Here is a 24358-nt window from a genome sequence, read left to right as displayed (position 1 = left end):
GCCTCTCGAGAGGTGAATCGGCTTTATCGAGTTTAATTGCAAGTCAGGGTGCCCTAATTACATGAAAAAACACCGTCTCTGTCTGATCACCGTGGCCATGATGGCTGCAGGCTGTACCACGTATCAGCACCCCGAGCCGACCCAGGCCAAGGATGCCCTCAAACAGGCCATGAACGAACAGCAGAAACAGGCTGCCCCTCTGACCGCGTTGCCCAAATCGGTGCAAAGTGAATTGCTGCAGCTGAACCGGCCGCAGATGCCGGTCGGCATGCCGGAGAAGCGGCTGCGTATCGCGGCTCACGACGTGGAGGCGGTAGAGTTTTTCGGTTCCCTGTTCAAGGGCTCCCGCTACAGCGTGGCGGTTCACCCCGGGGTGGCCGGGCTGGTCTCCGTCGAGCTCAAGGATGTGACTCTGCCAGAGGTGCTGGCGGTGGTGGGCGACATGTACGGCTTCGACGTGCAGCGCAAGGGCAATGTCTTCCATATCTATCCGGCGGGTCTGCGTACCGAAACCATCCCGGTCAACTACCTGATGATGTCCCGTCGTGGTCTCTCGCGCACCTCGGTCAGCACCGGCGGGGTGACGGCCAATGACAGCAATAACAGCAGCGACAGCAGTTTTGACAGTGCATCGAACAACAACAGCACCAATAACTCCTCCGGCAACAACTCGAGCGGTGACAACAACAACGGCACCCGTATCGAAACCGACACCAACAGCGACTACTGGACCGATCTGCGCGACTCCCTGCAGACCCTGATTGGCACGGGTGACGGTCGCGCCGTGATCACCAGCCCGCAGGCGGGTCTGGTCACCATTCGCGCGCCTATCCGAAAGAGCTCAAGGCGGTGCGTGAATTCCTGACCCAGTCCGAGAGTCACCTCAAGCGGCAGGTGGTGCTGGAGGCGCGGATCATCGAAGTTGCCCTCAACGAAGGGTATGAACAGGGGGTGGACTGGAGCGGTCTATCCGCCAGCTGGGATGGCAACAAGGGGATTACCGGTGGGCAGTCGCTTGCCAATACTCAGCTGCCCAGCACCCCCAACCAGATCTTCAGTGCGCTGGGGGGCGGTGCAGGCTTCAAGATCTCTGATGGCAACTTCAATGTGGCGGTCAACCTGCTCAAGACCCAGGGCGATGTGAATACCCTCTCCAGTCCCCGTGTCACCGCAACCAACAACCAGAAGGCGGTGATCAAGGTGGGGACGGACGAGTATTACGTCACCAATGCGTCCACCACCATTACCACTACCTCGACGGGCACAGACAAGACGCCTAACGTGGAGCTGACCCCCTTCTTCTCCGGTATTGCGCTGGACGTAACCGCAGATCGATGAAGAGGGCAAGGTGCTGCTGCACATCCATCCTTCGGTTATCGATACCGAAGAACAAAACAAGGTGATCGACATGGGTACCTCGGGTGGCAAGTTGCAACTGCCGCTCGCCAAGAGCTCGATCCGTGAGTCGGATACCGTGGTGCAGGCCAATAACGGTGACATCATCGTTATCGGCGGCCTGATGAAGACCGACAAGCAGGAGATCGTCAGCAAGGTGCCGTTGCTGGGGGATATTCCCTGGGTGGGCGAAGCCTTTACCAACCGCCGCGAGAGCACCAAGAAGGTGGAGCTGGTGATCATGCTCAAACCGACCGTGGTGGAGAAAGATACCTGGCAAAATGAGCTGCAACGATCCTCCGAGCTGCTCGACAAGTGGTATCCGGCCAAGGGCTGACCCATGACACCAGATGCGGTCACCCTTATCCCGAACGGCCTGTGCTGCCTTGCCAGCACAGGCTGCTTGCTCGCCGTGGCAGGTGAGGTCTCATGTACCTGACCCACTTCGGCCTGCAGGAGGCACCGTTCAGCCTCACTCCCAATACCGGCTTCTACTACGGCCTGCCGCCTCACGAAGAGGCGCTGCAGGTGCTCAACTGGGCGCTGGCGCAGGGGGAGGGCTTTATCAAGGTGACCGGCGAGGTGGGTACCGGCAAAACTCTGCTCTGCCGCAAGTTGCTCAGCGAGCTGGGTTCGGAAGCGCGTCCGGTGCGGCTTGCCTGGTTGCCCAATCCCCACCTCACTCCGGCCGAGCTGCGCATCGCGCTGGCGCTGGAGCTGGGGTTGGCGGTACGGGATCAGAGCGAACTGGATCTGACCGATCGTATCCATCGTCACCTGATCAGCCTGCACCAGCAGGGCAGTCGGGTGGTGGTGCTGATCGACGAGGCGCAAGCGCTGCCGGACGAGACGTTGGAGGCGATCCGCCTGTTCGGCAATCTCGAGACCGAATCGAGCAAGCTGCTGCAGATCGTGCTGTTCGGCCAGCCGGAGCTGGATGCCAGACTGGCCAAGCCGCATCTGCGCCAACTGCGCCAGCGGATTGGCTTCTCCTACTGCCTGCGGCCGCTGCGTTTTGACGAGACCCGCGCCTATCTGGAGCACAGATTGCAGGTCTCCGGTTACCGCGGGGCACCACTGTTTGCAGGTCGCGCCATGCGCCTGTTGTGGCGCGCATCGCGAGGGATCCCGAGACTGATCAATATCCTGGCGCAGAAGTGCCTGATGCTGGCCTATGGTCAGGGTGTGCGTCAGATCGACAGTCGTCTGGTACGGCTCGCCATTCGCGATACCGACGATGCCAGCTGCTTTGCGCCACGGCGCTGGTGGCCCCTGTTACTGTTGCTGGGGTGCGCCCTGGCTTATGGAGTCTGGCCATGAGCGTTATCAACCAGATGCTGAAAGATCTGGATCGGCGCCAGCAAGGATCCGAAGGTGCTGCCGTCTATATTGCCCCTGCGCGCCAGCAGGGATGGTGGATGTTGCTGTTGACCCTGATCTGCGGTCTGGCACTGGGGATCCTTGGTTGGCGAACCTGGATCTACTGGCAGCAGACCCATACCGTGACGGCTGCCAGTGAAGTGATCGCCCCCGATGCGGTGACTCCCGATGTGGTGGCAAGGGCCGCCGCGCCAGTCAGCCCGCCCGAGCCGGTCGAGGTGGCGGCCGCGCTGCCGCTGCCAAGTCAGGATGAGGTGAATGATGAGGCAGGCGAGAGTGACTCGGATGGCATGGCCGACGGTGCGCCCTTTGATGCCTCCAGCGATGTTGACGAGACGGAGCCGACCGATGAAGAGCTGCAGCCCGAGCTTTACGCCGAACTGGCGGCAGAGCAGCAGGCAGTCGCCAGCGCGCCGCGCAAACCGAGCGTATTGAAGATCGAGACGGTGGAGCTGTCGGCCAAGGAGCTGGCGGCACTGGCGGAGCGCAAGGCGACTACCGCCATGGCCAAGGGAAGCCTACGGGATGCGCAGGACAACTACTATCAGGTGCTGGCCCACGATCCCTACAATCAGGGGGCGCGCGAGCAGCTGGCGGGGCTGCTCTACGGCGAGGGCCGCCTGACCGAGGCGCGTCAGCTGCTGGAAGAGGGGATCCGGCTCGATCCCCAACAGGCCGATTTTCGTCTGCTACTGGCCCGCCTTGCCATCAGCGAGGGGCAGCAGCAGCAAGCGCTTGGCTGGCTGTCCGGCTATCAGCCGGATCTCGCCAGCAACATGGACTATTACGCGACCTGGGCCGGGCTGACTCAGGAGCTGGGCCAGAATGCCGATGCGGCAGCGCTCTATGTGAAGCTGCTGCGTCAGCAGCCGGATCAGGGCCGCTGGTGGCTTGGCCTCGGCGTGGCCGAGGATGGTCAGGGCCACAGCCAGCGGGCGCTCGATGCCTATCGCAACGCCCTGCTGCACGGCAACCTCGGCGAGGCGTCGACCAACTGGCTGGAACAACGAATTGGTCAACTAACCCCTTGATAAACAGCAGGTTCGATTAGCTAAGCCTAATCGGATGCGGCAACGGGTGTGAAGTAACAGAGATCGGAGCAAACATGGCACAACCCAGACTGAAAATGCGCCTCGGCGACCTGCTGGTACAAGAGCAGATCATCTCTGATGATCAGCTGCAGCTTGCCCTGCAGCAGCAGCGTCAGACCGGCCGCAAGCTGGGCACCACTCTCATCGACCTCGGTTTTATCAGCGAGGTGCAGCTGTTGCAGTTCCTCGCCCGCCAGCTGGATGTGCCCTTCTTCGATCTCAACAACCTCACCATCGACGCCGCTGCGGTGCCGCTGCTGCCCGAAGTGCAGGCGCGTCGCTATCGGGCGCTGGCGGTCAACCTTACCGACGACAAGGTGACGGTAGCCATGTCGGATCCGGCTGATCTGAGCGCACTGGATGCCATCGCGGCCCTGCTCAGCCCGCGCATCATGGTGCTGGCGGTGGCGCGGGAAGGGCAGCTGCTGGAGTATTTCGACCGCCTCTATCGCCGTACCCGCGAGATTGAGAGTTTCGCCGAACAGTTGCAGGAGGAGTATCAGGACTCCGGCTTTGAGCTGGGCTCCAGCAATCTGGGGGCCAATGACGAGGGGGAGGCGACGGTGGCCAAGCTGCTGCGCTCCCTGTTCGAGGATGCGGTGCAGGTGGGGGCGTCGGATATCCACATCGAGCCGGACGAGAAGGTGCTGCGCATTCGCCAGCGGATCGACGGCATCCTGCACGAGAATATCCTCAACGAGGTGCGCATCGCCCAGGCGTTGGTGCTGCGCCTCAAGCTGGTGGCGGGGCTCGATATCTCCGAGAAGCGCTTGCCGCAGGATGGTCGCTTCAACATGAAGGTGCGCGGCCGCGATGTGGATGTGCGGATGTCCACCATGCCGGTGCAATATGGCGAGTCGGTGGTGATGCGTCTGCTGGATCAATCCTCTGGCATCCTGTCGCTGACCGAGACCGGCATGCCGCCTGAGATCCTGACCCGTTTCCGTCGCCAGCTCAAACGCCCGCACGGGATGATTCTGGTGACCGGCCCGACCGGTAGCGGCAAGACCACCACCCTCTATGGCGCTCTCTCCGAGCTCAACCAGTCCAGCAACAAGATCATCACGGTAGAAGACCCGGTGGAGTATCGTCTCTCCCGCGTCAATCAGGTGCAGGTCAACCCCAAGATCGGCCTCACCTTCTCCAATGTGCTGCGCTCCACCTTGCGTCAGGATCCGGACATCCTGCTGGTGGGCGAGATGCGGGACAACGAGACGGTAGAGATCGGTCTGCGTGGCGCCATCACAGGTCACCTGGTGCTGACCACCTTGCACACCAACGATGCGGTGACCAGTGCCTTGCGCCTTATCGACATGGGGGCGCCCGGCTATCTGGTGGCGAGTGCCCTGCGGGCGGTGGTTGCCCAGCGGCTGGTGCGGCGGGTATGTGAGCACTGCGTCGAGGAGAAGGCGCCTGACGAAGGGCAGGCCACCTGGCTCACCGTGCTCTCCGGCGAGGCGCCTGGCCAACACACCTATCACAAGGGCCGGGGTTGCCAGAGCTGCAACTTTACCGGTTATTCCGGCCGGATCGGGGTCTACGAGCTGCTGGAGCTGGATCAGCCGATGATGGATGCCCTGCGCCGTAACGATGCGGAAGGGTTCGCCAAGGCGGCCCGTCAACATGAACACTACCGGCCGCTGGCCCTCACTGCCCTCGATTATGCCCGTCAGGGGATCACCTCGGTGGATGAGGTGCTACGACTGGCCGAGGATTTGGGGTAAGCGATGGCTAACTTTGCCTACAAGGGACGTGACAGCCAGGGCAACGCCACCAGTGGCGTGGTCGAAGCTGCCAACGAGATGGCGGCCGCCGAACAGCTGATGCGCCGTGGCGTGATGCCGACCGAGCTCAAACCGGGCAAGGCCAAATCCGCTGCCATCGACTGGTCATTGTTGCTGGAAGGGGGCGTCAAGCTGGATGAGCTGGTGATCTTCAGCCGCCAGATGTATGCCCTGACCCGGGCCGGGATCCCGATCCTGCGCGCCATCGCCGGGCTGGAGGAGAGCACTCACAGCAAGCCGCTCAAGCGGGCGCTTCACTCGCTGGGGGAAGATCTCGGCAACGGTCGTCCGCTGTCGAGCTCGATGCAGGCGCACCCCAAGGTATTCAGCAGCCTGTTTGTCGCCATCATCCATGTGGGTGAGAACACAGGTCAACTGGAAGAGGCCTTCTTGCAGCTCGCCAACTATTTCGAGCTGGAGCTGGAGACTCGCAAGCGGATCAAGACCGCCATGCGCTACCCCAGCTTCGTGATGATCGCCATCGGTATCGCCATGGTGATCCTCAATATCATGGTGATCCCGGTGTTTGCCGGCATGTTCGCCAAATTCGGGGTGGAGTTGCCGCTGGCGACCCGCATTCTGCTCGCCACCTCGCACTTTTTTGTCAACTACTGGTGGCTGCTGCTCGCCATTCTGGCTGGGATGGTGTTCGGTTGGCGCCGCTGGGTCGCCACCACCAAGGGCAAGCTGACCTGGCACCGCTGGCAGCTCAAGTTGCCGATCGTCGGCACCATCATAGAGCGCTCCCTGCTGGCCCGTTTTGCCCGCAGTTTTTCCATGATGCTCAAGGCAGGGGTGCCGCTGAACACCGCGCTGACCCTGGTGGCCGATGCTGTGGATAACGCCTATATGGCGGGGCGAGTGCGGGATATGCGCGCCGGTATCGAGCGGGGCGAGAGCCTGCTGCGCACCGCCAGCAGCAGCGGCCTGTTCACCCCGCTGGTGATGCAGATGATCGCCGTGGGTGAGGAGACAGGTCAGGTCGATGACCTGCTACACGAAGCGGCCGAGTATTACGAGCGGGAGGTGGATTATGACCTCAAGAGTCTCACCGCTCGGATCGAGCCGATCCTGATCGGGATCGTGGCGGTGATGGTACTGATCCTGGCACTGGGTATCTTCACCCCCATGTGGGACATGATGCGCGCAGTTCGCGGCAAGTAATCTTGCTGGAACTGGATATATTCACACCTGAGTGGTGGGACATGATGCGAGCCGTATGAGGCATGTGATCGGTGGAGTCGAGGGCTGGATGAACAGACAGACGCAGCAAGATGATCGCTGGCTGACCGGATATCGGCGGATCGCCGTGATCATCCTGTTGATGGTGATTGTTGCTACGTTGGTGCGTAGCTATCAGGGCCACCGGGAAGAGGCGCAGCAGCTCACCCTCACTTTACTGGGGGAACAATTTGCCGAGCGGGCACAGCGTTTGCACGGCATTTGGCTCGATGAGCGGCGCCCGCAGACACTGCATGTCGCTGGCAAGGGGTGGCAGTTTGATGCCCGGGGTTGGCCCCTGGGGCTGGTGCCGCTGCAATCCCCTTCGGAAAATTGCCGCCAGTTGTGGCTGGCACTGATGGGTGAGACGAAGGGGGGCATGCCTCCCCTGCAGGTTCTGGCCCGCCCCGATGGCAGTGGTTGCGAGATGGGGTGGGATGGTTATTGGCTGGTTTATCAGTTTTCTGACGGGCGGGTGATGAAAAAGCCTTGAATGAAACTAATCATATGACCCAACTACATGATTTTTTTGGGCCTGCATGAAATAATGTGGGGCATTACGGAGGGAGCATGACAATGAAACCAATGGCACTAACAATGCCGGAAAACGGGATGAGGAGACGGTCTGCCGGCTTCTCCCTCATTGAGCTGGTGATCGTTATCGTGATCCTGGGGATCCTGGCGGTGACTGCGCTGCCACGCTTTCTCGATGTGACTGACGAAGCGAAAAAGGCCAGCGTCGAAGGGGTCTCTGGCGGTTTTGCTACCGGCGTTTCACTGGTGCGGGCGCAATGGGAGGCGGAAGGTCGCGCCAAACAGGATAGCCTCAATACTGTGCTCTATGACGGTAGTCGCTTCTATCTGACCACTCCGACCGAGACCCAGATCAGTAACGGCGAGCTGTCGCCCGGCTATCCCATGGATACCGTAGCAAGCGGTAATCCCGATGTGGATCCGGCTAATCTGACCGCCGAACGTTGTCTCAATATTTGGGAGGGGTTACTGCAAAACCCGCCCAAGGCTACGGCCAACTTCAATGAAGTACGCGGTAGCGGCAATGACCTGAAATACTATGCCACAGTGAGCAGTAATGGACTGGATTCGGTCTGCCGTTACTATCTGGTCAATAGTTTGAGTAAGGGCAGTGATGGCAAGTATCAGGATCCGCAAGGCAAGACTGATGCATTTATGAGTTTCAGTTACCGTCCGGCGTCCGGTCAGGTGACCACAAATATTAATTAACAGAGGAAAGTGAAATGAAAAAACAGGCGGGTTTTACCCTGATCGAACTGGTTATCGTGATCATCATTCTGGGTATTCTGGCGGTCACCGCTGCACCCAAGTTCCTGAATCTGCAGGATGATGCCAAGAAGTCTGCCGCTCAGGGTGTGCAAGCAGCGGTGAGCAGCTCTGCACAACTGGTTTATAGCAAATCTGCATTGGAAGGCGAAGAGCGCGTCAGTAGTGCTGCGGTGACTGGCTCTGATGGTACATCGATTGATACTGCTTATGGTTATCCAAAGGCGACTGATGCTGGGATCAAAAACGCAGTGACTATCGATGGTTCTTGGACCGGCAAAGTTTCCAGTGCTTCTGGTAACTATGTGTTTTCTACTAGCAGCTCCAAATGTACCGTTAACTACAAGGAAGCAAGCGATACCTCAGCTGCTGTAACTACGCTTAGTGGATGCTAATTGTTGTGACGAGCGAGGCTTCGGCCTCGCTTTCTCTTTTCCCTGATGAGAAAACCCATGCCTGCAACCAAGGGCTTTACCCTGATTGAACTGGTACTGGTGATCCTGTTACTCGGGATTCTGGCCGCCTTTGCCGTGCCCAAATGGCTGGGCAAAGGCGGCTTTGAAACTCAAACCGTGCGTGACGAGCTGCTTACCCGGCTGCGGCTGGTACAGACCGTTAATATGCATGAGCCCGCCAACCGCTGCACCCAGCTGGTGGTTGCCTCCCCCCGTTTTGCCCACCGGACTTATGCGGCGTGTCCCGCCAGCGATGACCTGGATACCAGTAGTGGCTGGACTCCCCAGTTGGAGACCCGTGGTCGGCTGGTGACTGCCTCTGATGGAATCACTCTTTCCCTGAACAGCAACAACCGCTTCGTACTGCGCTTCGATCAGATGGGCAGACCGCTAGGCAGCTGCGCCACCGGTTGTACCTTGCTGGTGAGTGATGGTCGCGAAATCAGCCGTATCAAGATTGAATCCGAGGGGTTTATCCATGAGATCCCTTAAGCGCGGTTTCACCCTGATTGAGCTGATCGTTGGCATAGTGCTGCTGGCGGTAGCCTTGACCGGCATATTGGGGTTACTCATCAATCAGGCACCGCAGGCGGTGGATCCGGTGCAGCAGGTGCGGGCCGCCCAGCTGGCCCAGCGCCTCTCCGGCGAGATCTTGCAAAAGTCGTTTGATGAACATTCGGATCATAACGGTGGTCGTTATCGTTGTGGCGAGCAGGTGGCAGGGGTGACCATCTCTCCCTGCTCCACCAGTTATGGTCCGGATGGCGAGCCCGCATCCTATGCCTATAACGATGTGGATGATTTCGATACCGCAGGTAGCTGGGTGGATGCCAACACGCTGACCCAAACTGAAGCGGGAGTCAGCAGCGAGGAGTATCGCAACTATCAGGTGAAAATTACGGTGAGCGGTGCCGATTTCAGCGACGGCACTTTCAAGAGTTGTGCCACCCCCTGCTCTGTGGGCAAGCGTATTGATCTGCAGATCAAGCTACCGGATCAGAGCGTGCTCGACTTCTCCTTCTACCGGGGGAACTACTGATGGATCGCTCTGCTGTCGGGGGTTGCCTCTCTACCAGAATATCAGCGCCCCTAGCCACTTCCGGCGTTCGATTACGCCTACCGGCCAATCGAACCTACCGCAAACCTCGGGGTAACCGTGGCTTTACCTTGGTCGAGCTGGTGATGGTCATCCTGCTGCTCGGGATAATGGCGACCTTTACCAGCCAGTTTATCGGTATCGGTACCCAGATTTATGGCGATGCCAGCAGCCGTGAGCAGCTGATGAGCGATGCCCGCTTCGCCATGGAGCGGCTTAACCGCGAACTGCGCGATGCGGTGCCGGGCTCGGAGCGGATCGAGACGACTGGCGGGACATGGGACGACACTGGTGCCTGTTTGCGGTTCTGGCCCATCAGCACCTCGAGCCGCTATCTGGCACTTAACCGCGCCATGTCGGGGAGCACGGCCACCCTTGAGCTGGTGATGGCGACCCCGGCTTCTGCTGCCAATCCGCTGGATGTGGATGCCACCGCCGTTAAAAAAGACGATCAGCTGATTGTATTCCCCGTGCCGGACAAAAATGTCGGTTCGCTTACGGCAGGCTGCGATTATGGCCGCTGCGTAGCCAGGGTTACGGATGTGCTGACGCCCGTATCAGGAGCGCAAACCATCCGCTATACCAGCACCGAGAGTCTGACTGGCCTCTCTCCAGGCAGCCGGGTCTACTTTGCCAACCAGCAGGTTCGTTACTGTGTGGAAGGAAACACGCTGACCCGCGCTACCGCGCCCATTGGGGGACCCTTACCTGCACAGGGCGTGTTGATGGCGGACTCCCTTCGTAATGGCACCTTCTATAGGGAAACCTCGGCGTTTAACGCCGAAGGGGAGTTTGGTATGCGCTTTGTCTTCGAGCGCAAGGGGGAGTCGGTCACCTTCAACCACAAGATAGAGGTGTTCAATGTGCCCTGATCCACAGGCTTTCGGACGGATGCGAGGCAGTGCCTTGATGATCGCCCTGTTTGTGATTGTGGTGATGGCGCTGCTGGCGGCTGCAATGGGCCGTTTTCTGGTCGATAGCGGCGAGAAAAATACCGTGGAGGTGCGCAGCGTGCGTGCCTTACTGGCCGCCCAGAGCGGTCTGGAAGTGGCACTCTATCGGTTGTTCCCCAAGCGCACTCTTGCCCAACCGAACCCACCTGCGGTCTGCCTGGCAAGCAGCCCACTGAGCTTTGCCAGCAATCCAGGGCTGACCAACTGTCAGGCTGTGGTTCGTTGCGCCACGGTGCCGGTGACCTATAACGGATCTGTGACCAATGGCTATCGTCTCGAGAGTGTCGGAACCTGTGGCAGCTCCGACCTTAACAGTGCCAACCCTGATTTTGCCGTGAGCCGAACCCTGATGGTCGAAGCTTATGATGGAGGAGCGCCATGAATCGTGATGGCGATGATGTCGGTTGTGTTAGTCACTTCTGGCTGGAGTGGTTATCGCTGTTTCAGTGCAAGTCATTCGCCTGCACTTTGTACTGACGATCGATATTGCGGCAGATGATACAAGTGGAGAGGAAAGTGATGGATTTTAAATGGCTGGTTGGTTTATTACTTTTCTGCGGTACAGCTGTGGCGCAACAATATAATTTATCCATCAATCAATACCCACCATGTAATACCACATGGCAAAAGTCAGGAAATGTTTACACCTGTACTGGTGGTAATGGTCAGGTAACATTAAACGACGGTGATGTGATTGTCGCTAGTCAAGATTCAACGCTGAGTGCAGATGCCGGGTTTTCTCTCACGAATAACAAGATTGGCAGTGCCTCAAGTAGAATAAACCTTAAGGCTAGCTTTGGTGGTATTGTATCTCAAGGATATCAAAACACCATATATGGTGATATTATAGCTGGCAGCTCAAATATTACACTAAACAATATCTACTTATACGGAAGTATTACTACTAGTGGGAACGTGTCGCTAAACTCGGGAGTCGTTCAGGGAAATATCACCAGCAGTAGTAACTCTGTCAGTGTGACTAATGTGCAGTTATCAGGAGATATCAGTGCAAATAGTTCGTTGACGATATCTGGCGGAACTTATAGTGGTAATATTACCATGCGCTCAAATAATCCAGTGACGTTCAACTCAGTTAATATGACTAGTGGAAGTGTCTCTGGGGCTAGCTCTTTTAATGCAACAGGTAGCCAACTGGGATCTCAGGGAAGTCCTGTCATTATCTCGACCACATCAAATAATATCACTGTTACCAATTCTACGGTTTATGGCAATCTGACTGCTGCAACAAATAATGCCGGTGGGGTAGTGAATGTCAACAATAGCTCTGTGACTGGTACTTGCCTACCAGTGTCAAATCCGGTAAATGCTTGTGTCCCGGCACCTGTTGCCTTGTATCAGCTTGAAGAGAGTAAGTGGACTGGTGTTGCAGGAGAAGTCAAAAACGCTGTTGCGGATGTGCTACATGGTCGCGCCATGAGGGGCGCGAAAACCAATACTGTGTCGCCTGCATTACCTGCAAACGCGAATAATCTTGGCACTTGTGGTTATGGTGAGTTTACTGGCAGTAGTAATCAATATATTGAAGTGCCACATGACGCTCGCCTGTCATTTTCCAATCAGTTAACTGTTTCTGCTTGGGTATATCCGGTAAGTCTGCCATCGGCTGGAAATTTGTATTCTATCGTGTCAAAGATGGCAACTATGAGTTTCATCTAGATAGTCAAGGCAGAGTGTTTTGGTATTGGGAAAGAAGTTCTGGCGTGAACCAGACACTGACAACAAACACCAAAATACCGTTAAATACGTGGTCCCATATAGTCATTCGCTATGATGCAATGGCTGCTAACAATCAACGTCAAAAAATATATATCAATGGCGTCGCTGATACGGTTAAAGGTAATGATGCAAACTCATTAAGAACAAATACACAAAATTTGGAGATTGGCCGAGATTATATCGATAGTCGCAGCTTTAATGGACGAATTGATGAGGTTGCTATTTATGGTTTGGCCTTGTCTGACTCTCAGATAGCTGAGTTATATAGTCAACGTCATCCCTGTGGTGGCTCGACATTGATTTGTGAGACCGATAACTTCTCCCAGCCGCTCGGTGATAGGTGGGCCGTCAAGCAGAGTGCTGGCGGATTTATACCATCCATTACGGCAGACCGACGTTTACGGATGACTCAAGCCAGCACGGGACAAGCAACCTCCGCGACTTATCAGCGGTTATTTCCTGCTGCTGGCAATCTGGTGACGCTGACATTTAATCACTACGCCTATGGTGGCACGAGCACTGGTGCAGATGGCATGACAGTTGTGCTTTCTGACGCGTCGGTGACGCCACAGCCAGGTGCTGCTGGGGGGCCTTTGGGTTATGGCCATTATCAACCGAGTAACTCACCTGGATTTGCTGGTGGTTGGCTCGGATTTGGTTTGGATGAATATGGCAACTTCTCATCCTTTGGGGGGGGGGGGAAGTGTGGGCTATCGCCCGCAATCGGTTGTCGTGCGTGGCTCGGGATCCAATTTTTCCGGATATAACTATCTGCGAGGCACCTGTAATAACGGAACTACCAATGTTAATACCAGTTGCTTGAGTCCAAAGGTAGATGGTAACGGTAGCGCCAACCATCGTTACCGTCTGACGATTGATTCACGAACCAGTGGGCGAGCGATGGTCAAAGTAGAGCGTGATACGGGAAACGGGTTTATCTCTCTTATCGATTCGTTTGATGCGCTGGATCCTGCATTGGGCCAAAGTCCATTACCGCAAGACTTTTATGTGTCATTGACAGGTTCTACAGGTGCCCTGACCAATATTCACGAACTCGATAACGTAGAAATATGTGCGCTGAAATCAAGAGAGGTAGGCGTTCAGGTAGATCATTTCGAGTTGCAGTATTCGGGTCAACCTCTGACCTGCAATCCGGAAGAGATCACTATCAAGGCGTGTGCAAATCCAGATTGCAGTCTGCTGATTACCGAACAAGTTGCTGTTTCCTTGTTGCCACAGAGTCTCCAGGATGGTGGTTGGTACCCACTGTCTGGTGCCAACAATGTGAGTGGCAATACGGTGACCTTTACCGGTGGAACGGGCAAAGTTTTGTTGCGTAACAATACTCAGACCCAAGTGACGTTGGGTGTGAACAATTCCGTTCCTGCTGTCAAACCACTCAGTGAAACCTTGTGCAAGGCCGGGGCCGGTACGCCCAGTGCGGCAGCCTGTACCCTGAACTTTGCCGATAGCGGTTTCTTCTTTGATGTGCCTGATACTTATTCCAACCAGCCTCAGGATGTGACTATCAGTGCGGTCAAAAAAGACGACATTACCAAGCAATGTGTGCCCGGATTTACCGGCGTGAGGTCTGTCGGCTTTTGGGGAACGTACAACAATCCAAATACCAATAACTTTGGTAGCAAGATCTCGATAGATGGCAATGCCATCGCTACCTATGCCGCCAGTGTTCCTTCACCAACGCCAACCACCCTCAACCTGGCTTTTGATAATCAGGGTAAAGCGACCTTGAAAAAAGTGACCTACCCGGATGCGGGTCAGATGCAGCTTTCAGCCAGTCATAATGGCAGTGGTGAGACGGCGGGTCTGGTGATGAAGGGGGCCGACACGTTTGTGGCACGTCCGGTCGGCCTGTGCATTACGCCCCCGCAAGGGGGCTGCGCGGCTGGTGACAGCAGTTGTCCGGTCTTCAAAAAAGCGGGGGAGGCGTTCCAGGTAGATATCAAGGCGATGGCCTGGGAATCCGCCAATGATGGGGATATCTGCGTCGGGAATCAGACTACGCCCAACTTTGCCCTGCCCAATATTGCTCTGGGCAGTACGCTGGTGGCACCCAATCCGGGCACCAATGCAACGCTGGGTACTACCGCCTATAGCCATGTGGCTGCGGCCAACAGTGCCAATAACGTTAGCCAGACCGTGAGCGAGGTGGGAGTGTTCCGGATGACGGCGACGCCACCGGCGGCAAAGTCGCCAGAAGGAAGCACTGTATCTACGGGCTATTTCGGCTATACCATCCCTCCCGCCAGCAGCATGCCGGTGGGCCGCTTCGTACCCTGGGATTACAGTTTGAGTAATGGTTTTATCACGCCTGCCTGCAATGCCTTTACATATATGAGCCAGCCCTTTGCCAGCGGTTTTGTCCTCACTGCACGCAATCTGCAGAAAGGGACGACAGAGAACTATAAGGGGGCGTTCGCTAAAGGTGTTGCTGAGATGGTGGCTGCGAATGCTCTGGATGGGGTTGCGCGTGACAAGCGTATTACACTATCTCCCTCGCTCAGCTGGGCAAGTGGTATTGCGAGCGTTAATCAGCAGTCACCTTTGGGGCTGAATACCCGCTTTGATCGTGCAGCGAGTCCAGAAGCACCTTTCGCCACGTTGAGCTTTGGTCTCAAAGTCGATGATAAGGATGGCGGCAATACACTGTTGGCTAATCCAAATATGAATACTGCTGTCGCTGGGACATGTTCCGGATCGGGGTGTAATGCGGTGCTGCTGGGTACTCAAAAGCTGTTGTACGGCCGCCTGCAGGCTGGTACGGCGGCGGGCCTGGCCTCGGCGCCGCTGGCCATTCCACTGCAGATGCAATATTACGAAGGGGGCAACTGGCTGCAAAACAAGGAAGATCAATGTACCCAGCTCTCTTTGGCCAATCAGGGGTTCACTTTCCTCAATTCGAGTCACACCTTTGATGCGGCGACTCGCGAGCTGAATCTGGGGGCGGGTCGCAAGATCAAGCTGGGGTTGGGTAGTTCTGCACCGGGTGGGGATGCTGCACTGGCGAAAGAAGGGGAGATCCTGTTCCACTTTGCCAAGCCGGACATCTCGGTGCGCATCCCCTACAAGGTCGAATTGGCAAAACAGCCATCATCGCCACTCTGGTTGTCTGACCCAACGAGTGCCAATGACGGCAACCTGCAAGGTGAGGCCATTTTCGGCTCCAGCCGGGGTAATGACAGAATTATTTATCGGCGCGAAGTATTGCATTGAATGATGTGAAAGGGGGGCTGGCTCAACAGCATCCCCCTAAATCCTTGTTTATTAGTGTTTGCAAGCGTGTGCGAGTGAGTGATGACTCGCATTTTTGTCGCGCCTGATTGATTGGCGACAGTTTGAGCGCTTGCCCATTGGGGTGGGCATTGGTAAAGTTAGCCGGTTTTCTGCACCTCCAAATTCTTAGGATTTCCCGTAGCCATGTTCAAAAAGCTCAGAGGCGTCTTTTCCAACGATCTGTCGATCGATTTGGGAACTGCCAACACCCTGATCTATGTAAAAGATCAAGGGATCGTCCTTAACGAACCCTCAGTTGTCGCCATTCGCCAAGAGCGCGGGAACGCCAAATCGGTCGCTGCTGTCGGTCATGCCGCCAAGCAGATGCTGGGCCGTACCCCGGGCAACATTTCCGCAATCCGCCCGATGAAAGATGGCGTGATCGCCGATTTCTACGTGACCGAGAAGATGCTGCAGCACTTCATCAAACAGGTTCACGACAACAACTATTTCCGCCCCAGCCCGCGCGTGCTGGTGTGTGTACCGTGCGGTTCAACCCAGGTTGAGCGTCGCGCCATCAAGGAGTCCGCACTGGGCGCCGGTGCCCGTGAGGTCTACCTGATCGACGAGCCTATGGCTGCTGCCATCGGTGCCGGCCTGCCGGTATCCGAAGCGACCGGTTCCATGGTGGTTGATATCGGTGGTGGTACCACTGAAGTGGCCATCATCTCTCTGAACGGTGTGGTCTACTCCCAGTCCGTCCGTATCGGTGGCGACAAGTTTGACGAAGCGATCATTAGCTACGTCCGTCGCAACTACGGCAGCCTGATCGGTGAAGCGACTGCCGAGCGCATCAAGCACGAGATCGGCTCCGCCTATCCGGGCGAAGAGGTGCGCGAGATTGAAGTGCGTGGCCGTAACCTGGCTGAAGGTGTACCGCGCAGCTTCACCCTCAACTCCAACGAGATCCTGGAAGCGCTGCAAGAGCCGCTGTCCGGTATCGTGGCTGCCGTCATGGTGGCGCTGGAGCAGTCTCCGCCCGAGCTGGCTTCCGACATCTCCGAGCGCGGCATGGTGCTGACCGGTGGTGGCGCACTGCTGAAAGATATCGACCGTCTGCTGATGGAAGAGACCGGCATTCCTGTCGTCGTGGCCGAAGATCCCCTCACCTGTGTGGCCCGTGGCGGCGGCAAGGCGCTGGAGCTGATCGATATGCACGGTGGCGATCTGTTCCACTACGAATAAGACCCAAAGCCGGCCAGCGTGCCGGCTCTTTTTTGACGACCCATGAAACCCATTTTTGGTAGAGGCCCTTCGCTTCAGTTACGGTTGTTTCTCGCCGTCATCATCTCCATCGCTGCCATCGTCGCGGATTCCCGCTTCGGTGTGTTTACCCATGTCCGCGTCTACCTCAGTTCGTTAGTCAGTCCCCTGCAATACATGGCCAATGCGCCGGGTACCCTGCTCGACACCATGTCGACCCAGGTGCAGACCCGCGCCGATCTCATCGAGCAGACCAAACAGCAGGAGCAACAGCTGTTTACCCTGCGTGCCCGTCTGCTCAAAATGGATCAGCTGGAACACGAGAATCAGCGGCTGCGTGAGCTGCTGGGTTCGCCGGTGCACAAGGAGTCCCGCAAGATGGTGGCCGAGCTGCTGTCGGTGGATTCCGACCCCTTCAGCCATCAGGTGCTGATCAACAAGGGGGCGCTGGATGGCGTCTACAACGGTCAGGCGGTGATCAACGATCAGGGTGTGATTGGTCAGGTGCTCCACGTGGGCTCCACCACCAGTCGCGTGCTGCTGATCACCGACTCCAGCCACGGCATTCCGGTGCGGGTGCTGCGCAACGACTTGCGCGCCATCGCTTCCGGCAGTGGCGAGCTCGACAAGCTTGAGCTGCGCAACCTGCCGCGCAATACCGATATTCAGGTGGGTGATCTGCTGGTCACCTCCGGTCTGGGTGGCCGATTCCCGGAAGGTTATCCGGTGGCGACTGTGACCCGCTCCGAGTATGTGGAGGGCAAGCCCTTTGCCCAGGTCGAGGCCAAGCCGCTGGTGGAGCTGGACAGGCTGCGCTATCTGCTGCTGCTGTGGACCGACAAGAAGCCTGAAGTACATGATGAGGATGGCGAACGGGCGGCTCCCGCTGCGTCCGCCGCAGGAGCCACCCGCTGATGCTAGAACCCGCCAGCGGCAGGATCTGGATCTGGATCTCGATCCTGCTGGCCTTGAGCCTGTCGATCCTGCCGCTTCCTTTTGAATTTGACCCCTTCCGTCCGGACTGGCTGGCCATGGTGCTCATCTACTGGGCACTGGCTTTGCCGCACCGGACCAACGTCGGCACCGCCTGGGTGGCGGGCCTGCTGCTGGATGTGCTGCTTGGCAGCACCCTCGGCGTGCGGGCGATGGCGATGGCCATTACCACCTATCTGGCGGCCTTCCAGTTCCAGAAGATCCGCAACTTCTCCCTCTGGCAGCAGGCACTGATCATCGGTGGCCTCTCGCTGGTGGGCAAGATGACGGTATTCTGGGCCGAGCATCTGTTCAGCCAGGCCAGCCTCAACTTCTCCTACTTTTGGTCGACGTTGACGACGATGCTAATATGGCCCTGGGTGTTTCTGGTGCTGCGTAAGGTGCGGCGCCGCTTCAATATCAGGTAAATATGAACAAAAACAACGACCACAACTCTATCTCGCCTCGGCTTCTCCCCGTCGCCGTGAACTGCTGACCCAGATTGGCTACCGCTTCGAGGTGCTGAAACTGGATGTGCCCGAGCAGCGGGAAGAGGGTGAAAAGGCGCAGGATTACGTCTGCCGCCTCGCCCGTGACAAGGCGATGGCGGGCGTGGCGTGTGCGCCGACGGCGTTGCCGGTGCTGGGTGCCGACACCATAGTGGTGCTGGGCGACCGGGTACTGGAGAAACCGTCCGATCTGCTGGATGCCAAAGATATGCTGGAGTCCCTCTCCGGCAAGGTGCATCAGGTGATGACGGCGGTGGCGCTGGCCAGCAAGGATCGTTGTGACGTGCGTCTGGTCACCACCAACGTGGCGTTTCGCAAGCTGGACGAGGCCGAGATCGAGGCCTACTGGCAGACCGGTGAGCCCTGTGACAAGGCCGGGGCTTATGGCATTCAGGGTATTGCCGGCAAGTTTGTCAGCCGCATCGAAGGGAGCTATAGCGCCGTGGTCGGCCTGCCCCTGCTGGAGACAGACTTGCTGATCAAGCATCATCTGGAACAGCTCAAATAATTTCCCGTCAGCTGTGCTCTGCTGCGTTTCTCCCTTGCGCGCGTTGTACCGGATTGGCTCTATAGAATTCAAAACTGGAACAGGCAAGGTTACTTATGTCGGTAGAACTGCTGGTTAACGTTACCCCCTCCGAAACCCGGGTCGCTCTGGTCGAAAACGGTCTGCTGCAGGAAGTGCATGTAGAGCGTCAGGCCAAACGCGGCATCGTGGGCAATATCTACAAAGGCAAGATCAGTCGGGTGCTGCCCGGCATGCAGGCGGCCTTCGTTGATATCGGCATGGACAAGGCAGCTTTTTTGCACGCCTCTGATATCGTCCCCCACACCGAGTGTGTGGCGGTGAAGGAGAAGGAGCAGTTCCAGGTCGGTAACATCGCCGAGCTGGTGCGTCAGGGGCAGGACATCATGGTGCAGGTGGTGAAAGATCCGCTGGGTACCAAGGGTGCCCGTCTCACTACCGATATCACCCTGCCATCCCGCTATCTGGTCTTTATGCCGGGCAGCGCCCACGTCGGTGTCTCCCAGCGCATCGAGTCCGAAGCGGAGCGGGAGCGCCTCAAGCGCACCGTGGCCGGTTATGTGGACGAGCTGGGTGGCTACATCATTCGCACCGCCGCCGAAGGGGTGGGGGAGCAGGAGCTGGAGCAGGATGCAGCATTCCTGAAACGGCTGTGGCGCAAGATCCTCGAGCGCAAGCAGAAGTACCCCCCCTGCAAGATCCTCTACGAGGATCCCAGCCTGGCATTCCGGGTAGTGCGCGACTTCGTCGGTGCCGAGCTCGACAAGATCCGCGTCGACTCGCGCCAGAGCTTCGATCAGCTCAAGCGCTTCACCGAAGAGTACGTGCCGGAGCTGGCCAGCAAGCTGGAGTATTACCCCGGCGAGTCGCCCATCTTCGATCTCTACGACGTGGAGAACGAGATCCAGCGGGCACTGGAGCGCAAGGTGGAGCTGAAATCCGGCGGCTACCTCATCATCGACCAGACCGAAGCCATGACCACGGTGGATATCAACACCGGCGCCTTCGTCGGCCATCGCAATCTGGAAGAGACCATCTTCAACACCAACGTCGAGGCGACGGCGGCCATCGCCCGTCATCTGCGCCTGCGCAATCTCGGCGGCATCATCATCATCGACTTCATCGACATGCAGTCGGAGGATCACCGCCGTCGGGTACTGCACAGCCTTGAGCAGGCGCTGTCAAAGGATCGTGCCAAGACCAACGTCAACGGCTTCTCCCAGCTCGGTCTGGTGGAGATGACCCGCAAGCGCACCCGCGAGAGTCTGGAGCATGTGCTCTGCTCCGAGTGCCCCGAGTGCAAGGGGCGCGGCCGGGTCAAGACGGTGGAGTCGGTCTGCTTCGAGATCCTGCGGGAGATCATCCGGGTCAATCGTGCCTACGATGCGGATCAGTTCACCGTCTATGCGGCACCGGCCGTGGCCGACTACCTCCATGGCGAGGAGTCCCACAGTCTGGCGGAGCTGGAAGTGTTCATCGGCAAGCAGGTGCGGGTAGTGAGCGAACCCCTCTGCGGTCAGGAGCAGTTCGACGTGGTGATGATGTAATTGGTCTATCGCTGGCTGAGTCGGGGCTGGTTGGCCCTGGGGGTCCTGTTCGTACTGATGGCCATGCTGGTCACCTTGGTACGGGTCGGGGGCCCTTTGCTGAATCAATACCGGGAGAGTCTGATCCACACTCTGCTGGGCGATTCACAACTCAAGGTCAGCGTGGAGCAAGTGGGGCTGGACTGGACACAGTCCGGGCCCGCCCTCGAACTGCAGCAACTCGCCATCGCCCCGGATTCGGGGCGTTTTGCCGTACAGCTCGGCAAAGCCTGGGTGCATCTCGACTTCTGGCGCACTATTAACGAGCTCAAGCCGGTCTTTGGCGAGCTGATCCTGAGCGATGGCGATATCACCATCGACTTGCGCCAACCGGCTGACGACAGCCCCTCCGGCGATCCCCAGCAGGGCGCCCTGCTGCGCTTTCTGCTGACCCAGCTCTCTACCTTCGATGTGCACAACACTCGTCTCAGCGTCACCACTTCCCTCGGTGATCTCCGCGCCCTCGACATCGCCCAACTGCGCTGGCAGAACCGCGGCAAGCGCCATCAGGGGGTCGGCAAGGCTTACCTCATCAACGGGGTGGGCGAGAGCACCCTCGATCTGATACTGGATGTGGACGCCCCGACTGCCCGGCTCGATCGCCTCAAGGGGCAACTCTATCTGGGGGCCCGCCAGCTCGATATCACCCCGACCCTGGCCAAGATCCATGCGGGCGAACCCAAGGTTGCCGGTCAGCTCGACTTCCAGCTCTGGAGCGAGTTTGACAGCGGCAAGCTGGGCAATACCCTGCTGGCGTTTGGCAACAACTACCTGATTTGGAAGGATCCCAAGAAAGGGGATATGCACCGTTTCGGCCTCGATGGTGGCAAGATCCAGCTGCGCCGCGATGGCACCGACTGGCAGCTGGCCAGCCACAACGTCACCTTCAAGCTGGATGGCAAACCCTGGTTGCAGAGCCGCTTGCAGCTGGAACGGATCGGGGATCGGGTGCAGGGCTATCTGCCCAGCATAGAGTTCGACAAGATCACCCAGATCAGTCAGCTGGTCTCGGCGCTCTACCCTACACTCTGCGAGACCCTGCGCCAGACCAATCCGCAGGGTTCGGTGCAGGAGCTGACGCTGCTGGCCAATGCCGACTGGCAGGATCTCTCCCTCAGTGGCCGCTTCAGCAAGGTGCGTCTCAAGGCCTGGCAGGATATACCCGGGATGCAGGATCTCAACGGCGAGTTCTGGCTTACCCCGACCGGCGGTAGCGCCAGATTGGCGCTGGCGAACGACAAGGTGGATCCCGCCCGTCACTTCAAGATGCCGATCCCGGTCGACAACTTCTCGGCCCGCCTCGACTGGTGGCGCGAGGAACAGGGCTGGGTGCTCTACGGGCAGGATATCGCGCTGGATAACCCGGATCTGACCCTGGCCAGCCGTTTCCGCCTCGATTTGTTCGAGCACCCTTTCCTGGCCCTGACCGGCCGCATCGATGTGAAGAACGCGGGCCATGCGGATCGCTACTTCCCGCTGCAGGCGATGGACAAGGGGCTGGTGGATTACCTGAGCGGCGCCATCAAGGGGGGCAAGGCCAAGGGGGCCGACCTGCTCTGGTATGGCGAGTTCAGGGACTTTCCCTACGACAACGGCAAGGGCATCTTCCAGGTGGCGGTGCCGCTGGAGCAGGCCACCTACGAGTTCTTCCCCGGTTGGCAACCGCTCACCGACCTGCAGATCGATCTCTTGTTCCAGAATGCCGGTCTCGATATGCGCAGCCGCTCCACCAAACTCGGCAAGGCGAGCTCCGACTCGGTGCATGCCTGGATCCCGGATCTATCCCCCGGCGCCCATCTCTATGTGGATGCCAAGGTGCAGGGGGAGGGCAAGGCCATCAGCGACTATCTGCAGGATTCCCCGTTGGGTAGTTCGGTAGGTCAGGCGCTGCGGGAGATCGAGATCCGCGGCCCGATGGCCGGTTCGGTCAAGCTCGATATTCCTCTCGATGGCGAGAGTGAGGTGAAGGCGAGCGGCGATGCCACCTTCAGCAACAACAAGGTGCGGGTCGCCAGTCTGGATCTGCCGCTGGAGAAGGTGCAGGGGCGGCTCGAATATGACAACGAGCAGACCCGCTTCAGCAATCTCAAGGCGAGCCTGTGGAACCAGCCGCTGACCCTCGACTATCAGGGGCGCCAGCATCCGGATCACTATCAGGTCGACCTCGATTTCAAGGGGCAGTGGGATAGTCGCCGCCAACCCGCCGCCATCTCTTCATTCGGCATTCTCAACGGCCGCAGTAACTGGGGCGGCAAGCTCGGGTTGACCCTGCCCGACAGCAAGCCGTTCAGCTTCCAGCTGACGCTCGACTCCAACCTGCAGGGGATGGCGCTGGATCTGCCGCTGCCGCTGGCCAAGAGCAGTGCCAGTCGACTGCCGCTCAAGGTGATCGCCCGTGGCCGGGATGGCAGCGCCGACATTCGCGCCGTGCTGGGGGCCGATGTGGATATGCAGACCCGACTGGTCTACGGCGAAGGGGTGCCTTATCTCAGCCGGGTGCGGGTCGATGTGGGTCAGCCGGGCGCCCGGGTAATGCGCGATGCCCCCATGCTGCTCGCCATCAACCAGCAGGAGGCCGATGTCGGTGGCTGGCTGGCCAGACTCAAGCAGTGGTTGCCAGTGCAGAACCAGACCGGCAATGCGGTGGTTGGCCCGGCCTTCCTGCCGCAGGAGTGGTGGGTGGATGGACAGCTGGCTCGCGCCTATATCGGCAGTGCCACCCTCAAGGCGGCGCGTTTCACCGTGGGGCCGACCAATCAGGCGACCGAAGTGATGATCGACAGCCCCGATGTGATGGGGGTGATCCGCCTACCCGCAGTGGCCAATCGCCCGGTCGACGCCAAGTTTGCCCGCATCTACTGGTCTGGCAAGAGTTCGGATCTCAGCCCGGATCCCGATGCCAAACAGGACAACGCCATCATGGCATCCATCCCCTGGTTGAAGGTGAGCTGTGTCGATTGCCGCTTTGGCGAGCTACCTCTTGGTGAAGTGAAAGGGGAGCTGGTGCCCGGCGCCAACAAGGTGACACTCAAGGGGCTGGATATGCGGCTGGCGGGGAGTCAGCTCACCGGCAGCGTCGACTGGCTGGCCGATGGCAACCGGATGCAGACCCGCACCCGTGGCAAGCTGACCAGCAACAACAGCGAGCTACTGCTCAAGCGGCTCGGCTACACCTCGCCCATCGGCGATGCCCCCGGCTCCCTCGCTTTTGATCTGAACTGGCAGGATGTGCCCTATCGCCCGAGCCTGCCGACCTTGGGGGGAAGTGCCAACTATCAGCTGGAGGGTGGCACCCTGCGGGAGGTCAACGACAAGGGGGCGCGACTGCTCTCCCTGCTCAGCCTCGATTCCCTGCTGCGCAAACTGCGGCTCGATTTTCGCGATGTGTTCGACAAGGGCTTCTACTTCGAATCCATGTCCGCCTCTGCCACCATCAAGCAGGGGCAGGTCAGCAACGATGATTTCTATATGAAGGGGGCGGCAGGCAACCTGCGCGGCGAGGGGATCGCCGATCTGGTGCGCTGGCGGCTCGACTACGAGCTGAGCTTCTCCCCCAATCTGGGGGGCACCCTGCCAGTGGTGGCGGCCTTCTCCATCACGCCGGTCACGGGTCTCTATGTGCTGGCCCTCTCCAAACTGCTGGAGCCGGTGGTGGATGTGGTGACCCGCATCGATTTTCGCATCTCGGGCCCGCTAGACGCACCCAAGCTGATCGAGGCGGGGCGAGATCGCGCGCGCATCAAGCTCAACCAGCAGCAGAAAGAGGCGGTTGACGCCGTTGCCCCCGGCCTGCCTACCCAAGAGGTGACCCCTTTCCTGCTGAGCCCCAAACACGCGGGGCCCGCTCAGCGTTGAAC

At 58.5% G+C, this 24358-nt stretch carries 18 protein-coding genes and 3 pseudogenes; all 21 read left to right on the top strand.

Annotation, left to right across the window (positions count from 1 at the left end; genetic code table 11):
• The first annotated feature begins 61 nt into the window (after nt 1–61).
• Nucleotides 62–1732 (top strand): annotated as a pseudogene (gene mshL / locus ACTG27_RS14675) (pilus (MSHA type) biogenesis protein MshL).
• Nucleotides 1733–1824: 92 nt separating this feature from the next.
• Entirely contained in the window at nt 1825–2715 is an 891-nt protein-coding gene (gene mshM / locus ACTG27_RS14670; protein WP_139494989.1) for an MSHA fimbrial biogenesis protein MshM, read from the top strand.
• Nucleotides 2712–3806 (top strand): tetratricopeptide repeat protein, encoded by a 1095-nt coding sequence (locus ACTG27_RS14665; protein ID WP_162504464.1) that lies wholly within the window; start codon nt 2712–2714, stop codon nt 3804–3806. Before mshM ends, ACTG27_RS14665 begins: the two co-directional genes overlap by 4 nt.
• 74 nt (nt 3807–3880) lie before the next feature.
• Complete coding sequence (gene mshE / locus ACTG27_RS14660; protein ID WP_005340025.1) at nt 3881–5590, top strand: MSHA fimbrial ATPase MshE; 1710 nt, start codon at nt 3881–3883, stop codon at nt 5588–5590.
• 3 nt (nt 5591–5593) lie between these two features.
• On the top strand, nt 5594–6814 hold the full coding sequence (locus ACTG27_RS14655; protein ID WP_069528448.1) for a type II secretion system F family protein: 1221 nt from the start codon (nt 5594–5596) through the stop codon (nt 6812–6814).
• An 88-nt stretch (nt 6815–6902) separates the two neighbouring features.
• Entirely contained in the window at nt 6903–7364 is a 462-nt protein-coding gene (locus tag ACTG27_RS14650) for a hypothetical protein (RefSeq protein ID WP_047434675.1), read from the top strand.
• Between the two features lie 77 nt (nt 7365–7441).
• Entirely contained in the window at nt 7442–8113 is a 672-nt protein-coding gene (locus ACTG27_RS14645) for a type II secretion system protein (RefSeq protein ID WP_439979884.1), read from the top strand.
• A gap of 14 nt (nt 8114–8127) precedes the next feature.
• A complete protein-coding gene (locus ACTG27_RS14640; RefSeq protein ID WP_236287572.1) occupies nt 8128–8565 on the top strand; it encodes a prepilin-type N-terminal cleavage/methylation domain-containing protein in 438 nt (145 codons plus the stop codon).
• A gap of 57 nt (nt 8566–8622) precedes the next feature.
• Entirely contained in the window at nt 8623–9117 is a 495-nt protein-coding gene (locus ACTG27_RS14635; RefSeq protein ID WP_439979883.1) for a prepilin-type N-terminal cleavage/methylation domain-containing protein, read from the top strand.
• Nucleotides 9104–9664 carry a type IV pilus modification PilV family protein gene (locus ACTG27_RS14630; RefSeq protein WP_421288447.1) on the top strand — a complete coding sequence of 187 codons (561 nt, stop codon included), beginning with the start codon at nt 9104–9106 and terminating at the stop codon, nt 9662–9664. The genes ACTG27_RS14635 and ACTG27_RS14630 overlap by 14 nt, the downstream gene beginning before the upstream one ends.
• Complete coding sequence (locus tag ACTG27_RS14625; RefSeq protein WP_439979882.1) at nt 9664–10593, top strand: PilW family protein; 930 nt, start codon at nt 9664–9666, stop codon at nt 10591–10593. The genes ACTG27_RS14630 and ACTG27_RS14625 overlap by 1 nt, the downstream gene beginning before the upstream one ends.
• A 37-nt stretch (nt 10594–10630) precedes the next feature.
• Nucleotides 10631–11056, top strand: coding sequence for an MSHA biogenesis protein MshP (locus ACTG27_RS14620; RefSeq protein ID WP_113740384.1), 426 nt, complete (start codon nt 10631–10633; stop codon nt 11054–11056).
• Between the two features lie 137 nt (nt 11057–11193).
• Nucleotides 11194–12351 (top strand): hypothetical protein, encoded by a 1158-nt coding sequence (locus ACTG27_RS14615; RefSeq protein ID WP_439979881.1) that lies wholly within the window; start codon nt 11194–11196, stop codon nt 12349–12351.
• 14 nt (nt 12352–12365) lie between these two features.
• A complete protein-coding gene (locus ACTG27_RS14610; RefSeq protein ID WP_439980527.1) occupies nt 12366–13178 on the top strand; it encodes a LamG-like jellyroll fold domain-containing protein in 813 nt (270 codons plus the stop codon).
• A gap of 274 nt (nt 13179–13452) precedes the next feature.
• A pseudogene (locus ACTG27_RS14605) lies at nt 13453–15645 on the top strand (DUF6701 domain-containing protein); the annotation flags it as partial.
• Between the two features lie 204 nt (nt 15646–15849).
• Nucleotides 15850–16890, top strand: a complete 1041-nt coding sequence (locus ACTG27_RS14600) for a rod shape-determining protein (RefSeq protein WP_005340051.1) — start codon at nt 15850–15852, stop codon at nt 16888–16890.
• 42 nt (nt 16891–16932) lie between these two features.
• Entirely contained in the window at nt 16933–17823 is an 891-nt protein-coding gene (mreC, locus tag ACTG27_RS14595; protein WP_005340053.1) for a rod shape-determining protein MreC, read from the top strand.
• Nucleotides 17823–18308 carry a rod shape-determining protein MreD gene (gene mreD, locus ACTG27_RS14590; RefSeq protein ID WP_005340054.1) on the top strand — a complete coding sequence of 162 codons (486 nt, stop codon included), beginning with the start codon at nt 17823–17825 and terminating at the stop codon, nt 18306–18308. The genes mreC and mreD overlap by 1 nt, the downstream gene beginning before the upstream one ends.
• Before the next feature lie 2 nt (nt 18309–18310).
• Nucleotides 18311–18897 (top strand): annotated as a pseudogene (locus ACTG27_RS14585) (Maf family protein).
• A 95-nt stretch (nt 18898–18992) separates the two neighbouring features.
• Nucleotides 18993–20462: a ribonuclease G gene (gene rng / locus ACTG27_RS14580; protein ID WP_005340056.1), complete on the top strand. Its 1470-nt coding sequence runs from the start codon at nt 18993–18995 to the stop codon at nt 20460–20462.
• A complete protein-coding gene (locus ACTG27_RS14575) occupies nt 20463–24356 on the top strand; it encodes a YhdP family protein (RefSeq protein ID WP_439979880.1) in 3894 nt (1297 codons plus the stop codon).
• Nucleotides 24357–24358: the final 2 nt, after the last annotated feature.

The organism is Aeromonas sp. 97A, assembly GCF_051919185.1.
Lineage (GTDB): Bacteria > Pseudomonadota > Gammaproteobacteria > Enterobacterales > Aeromonadaceae > Aeromonas > Aeromonas veronii.
This window is presented reverse-complemented; position numbering and strand designations above follow the sequence as displayed.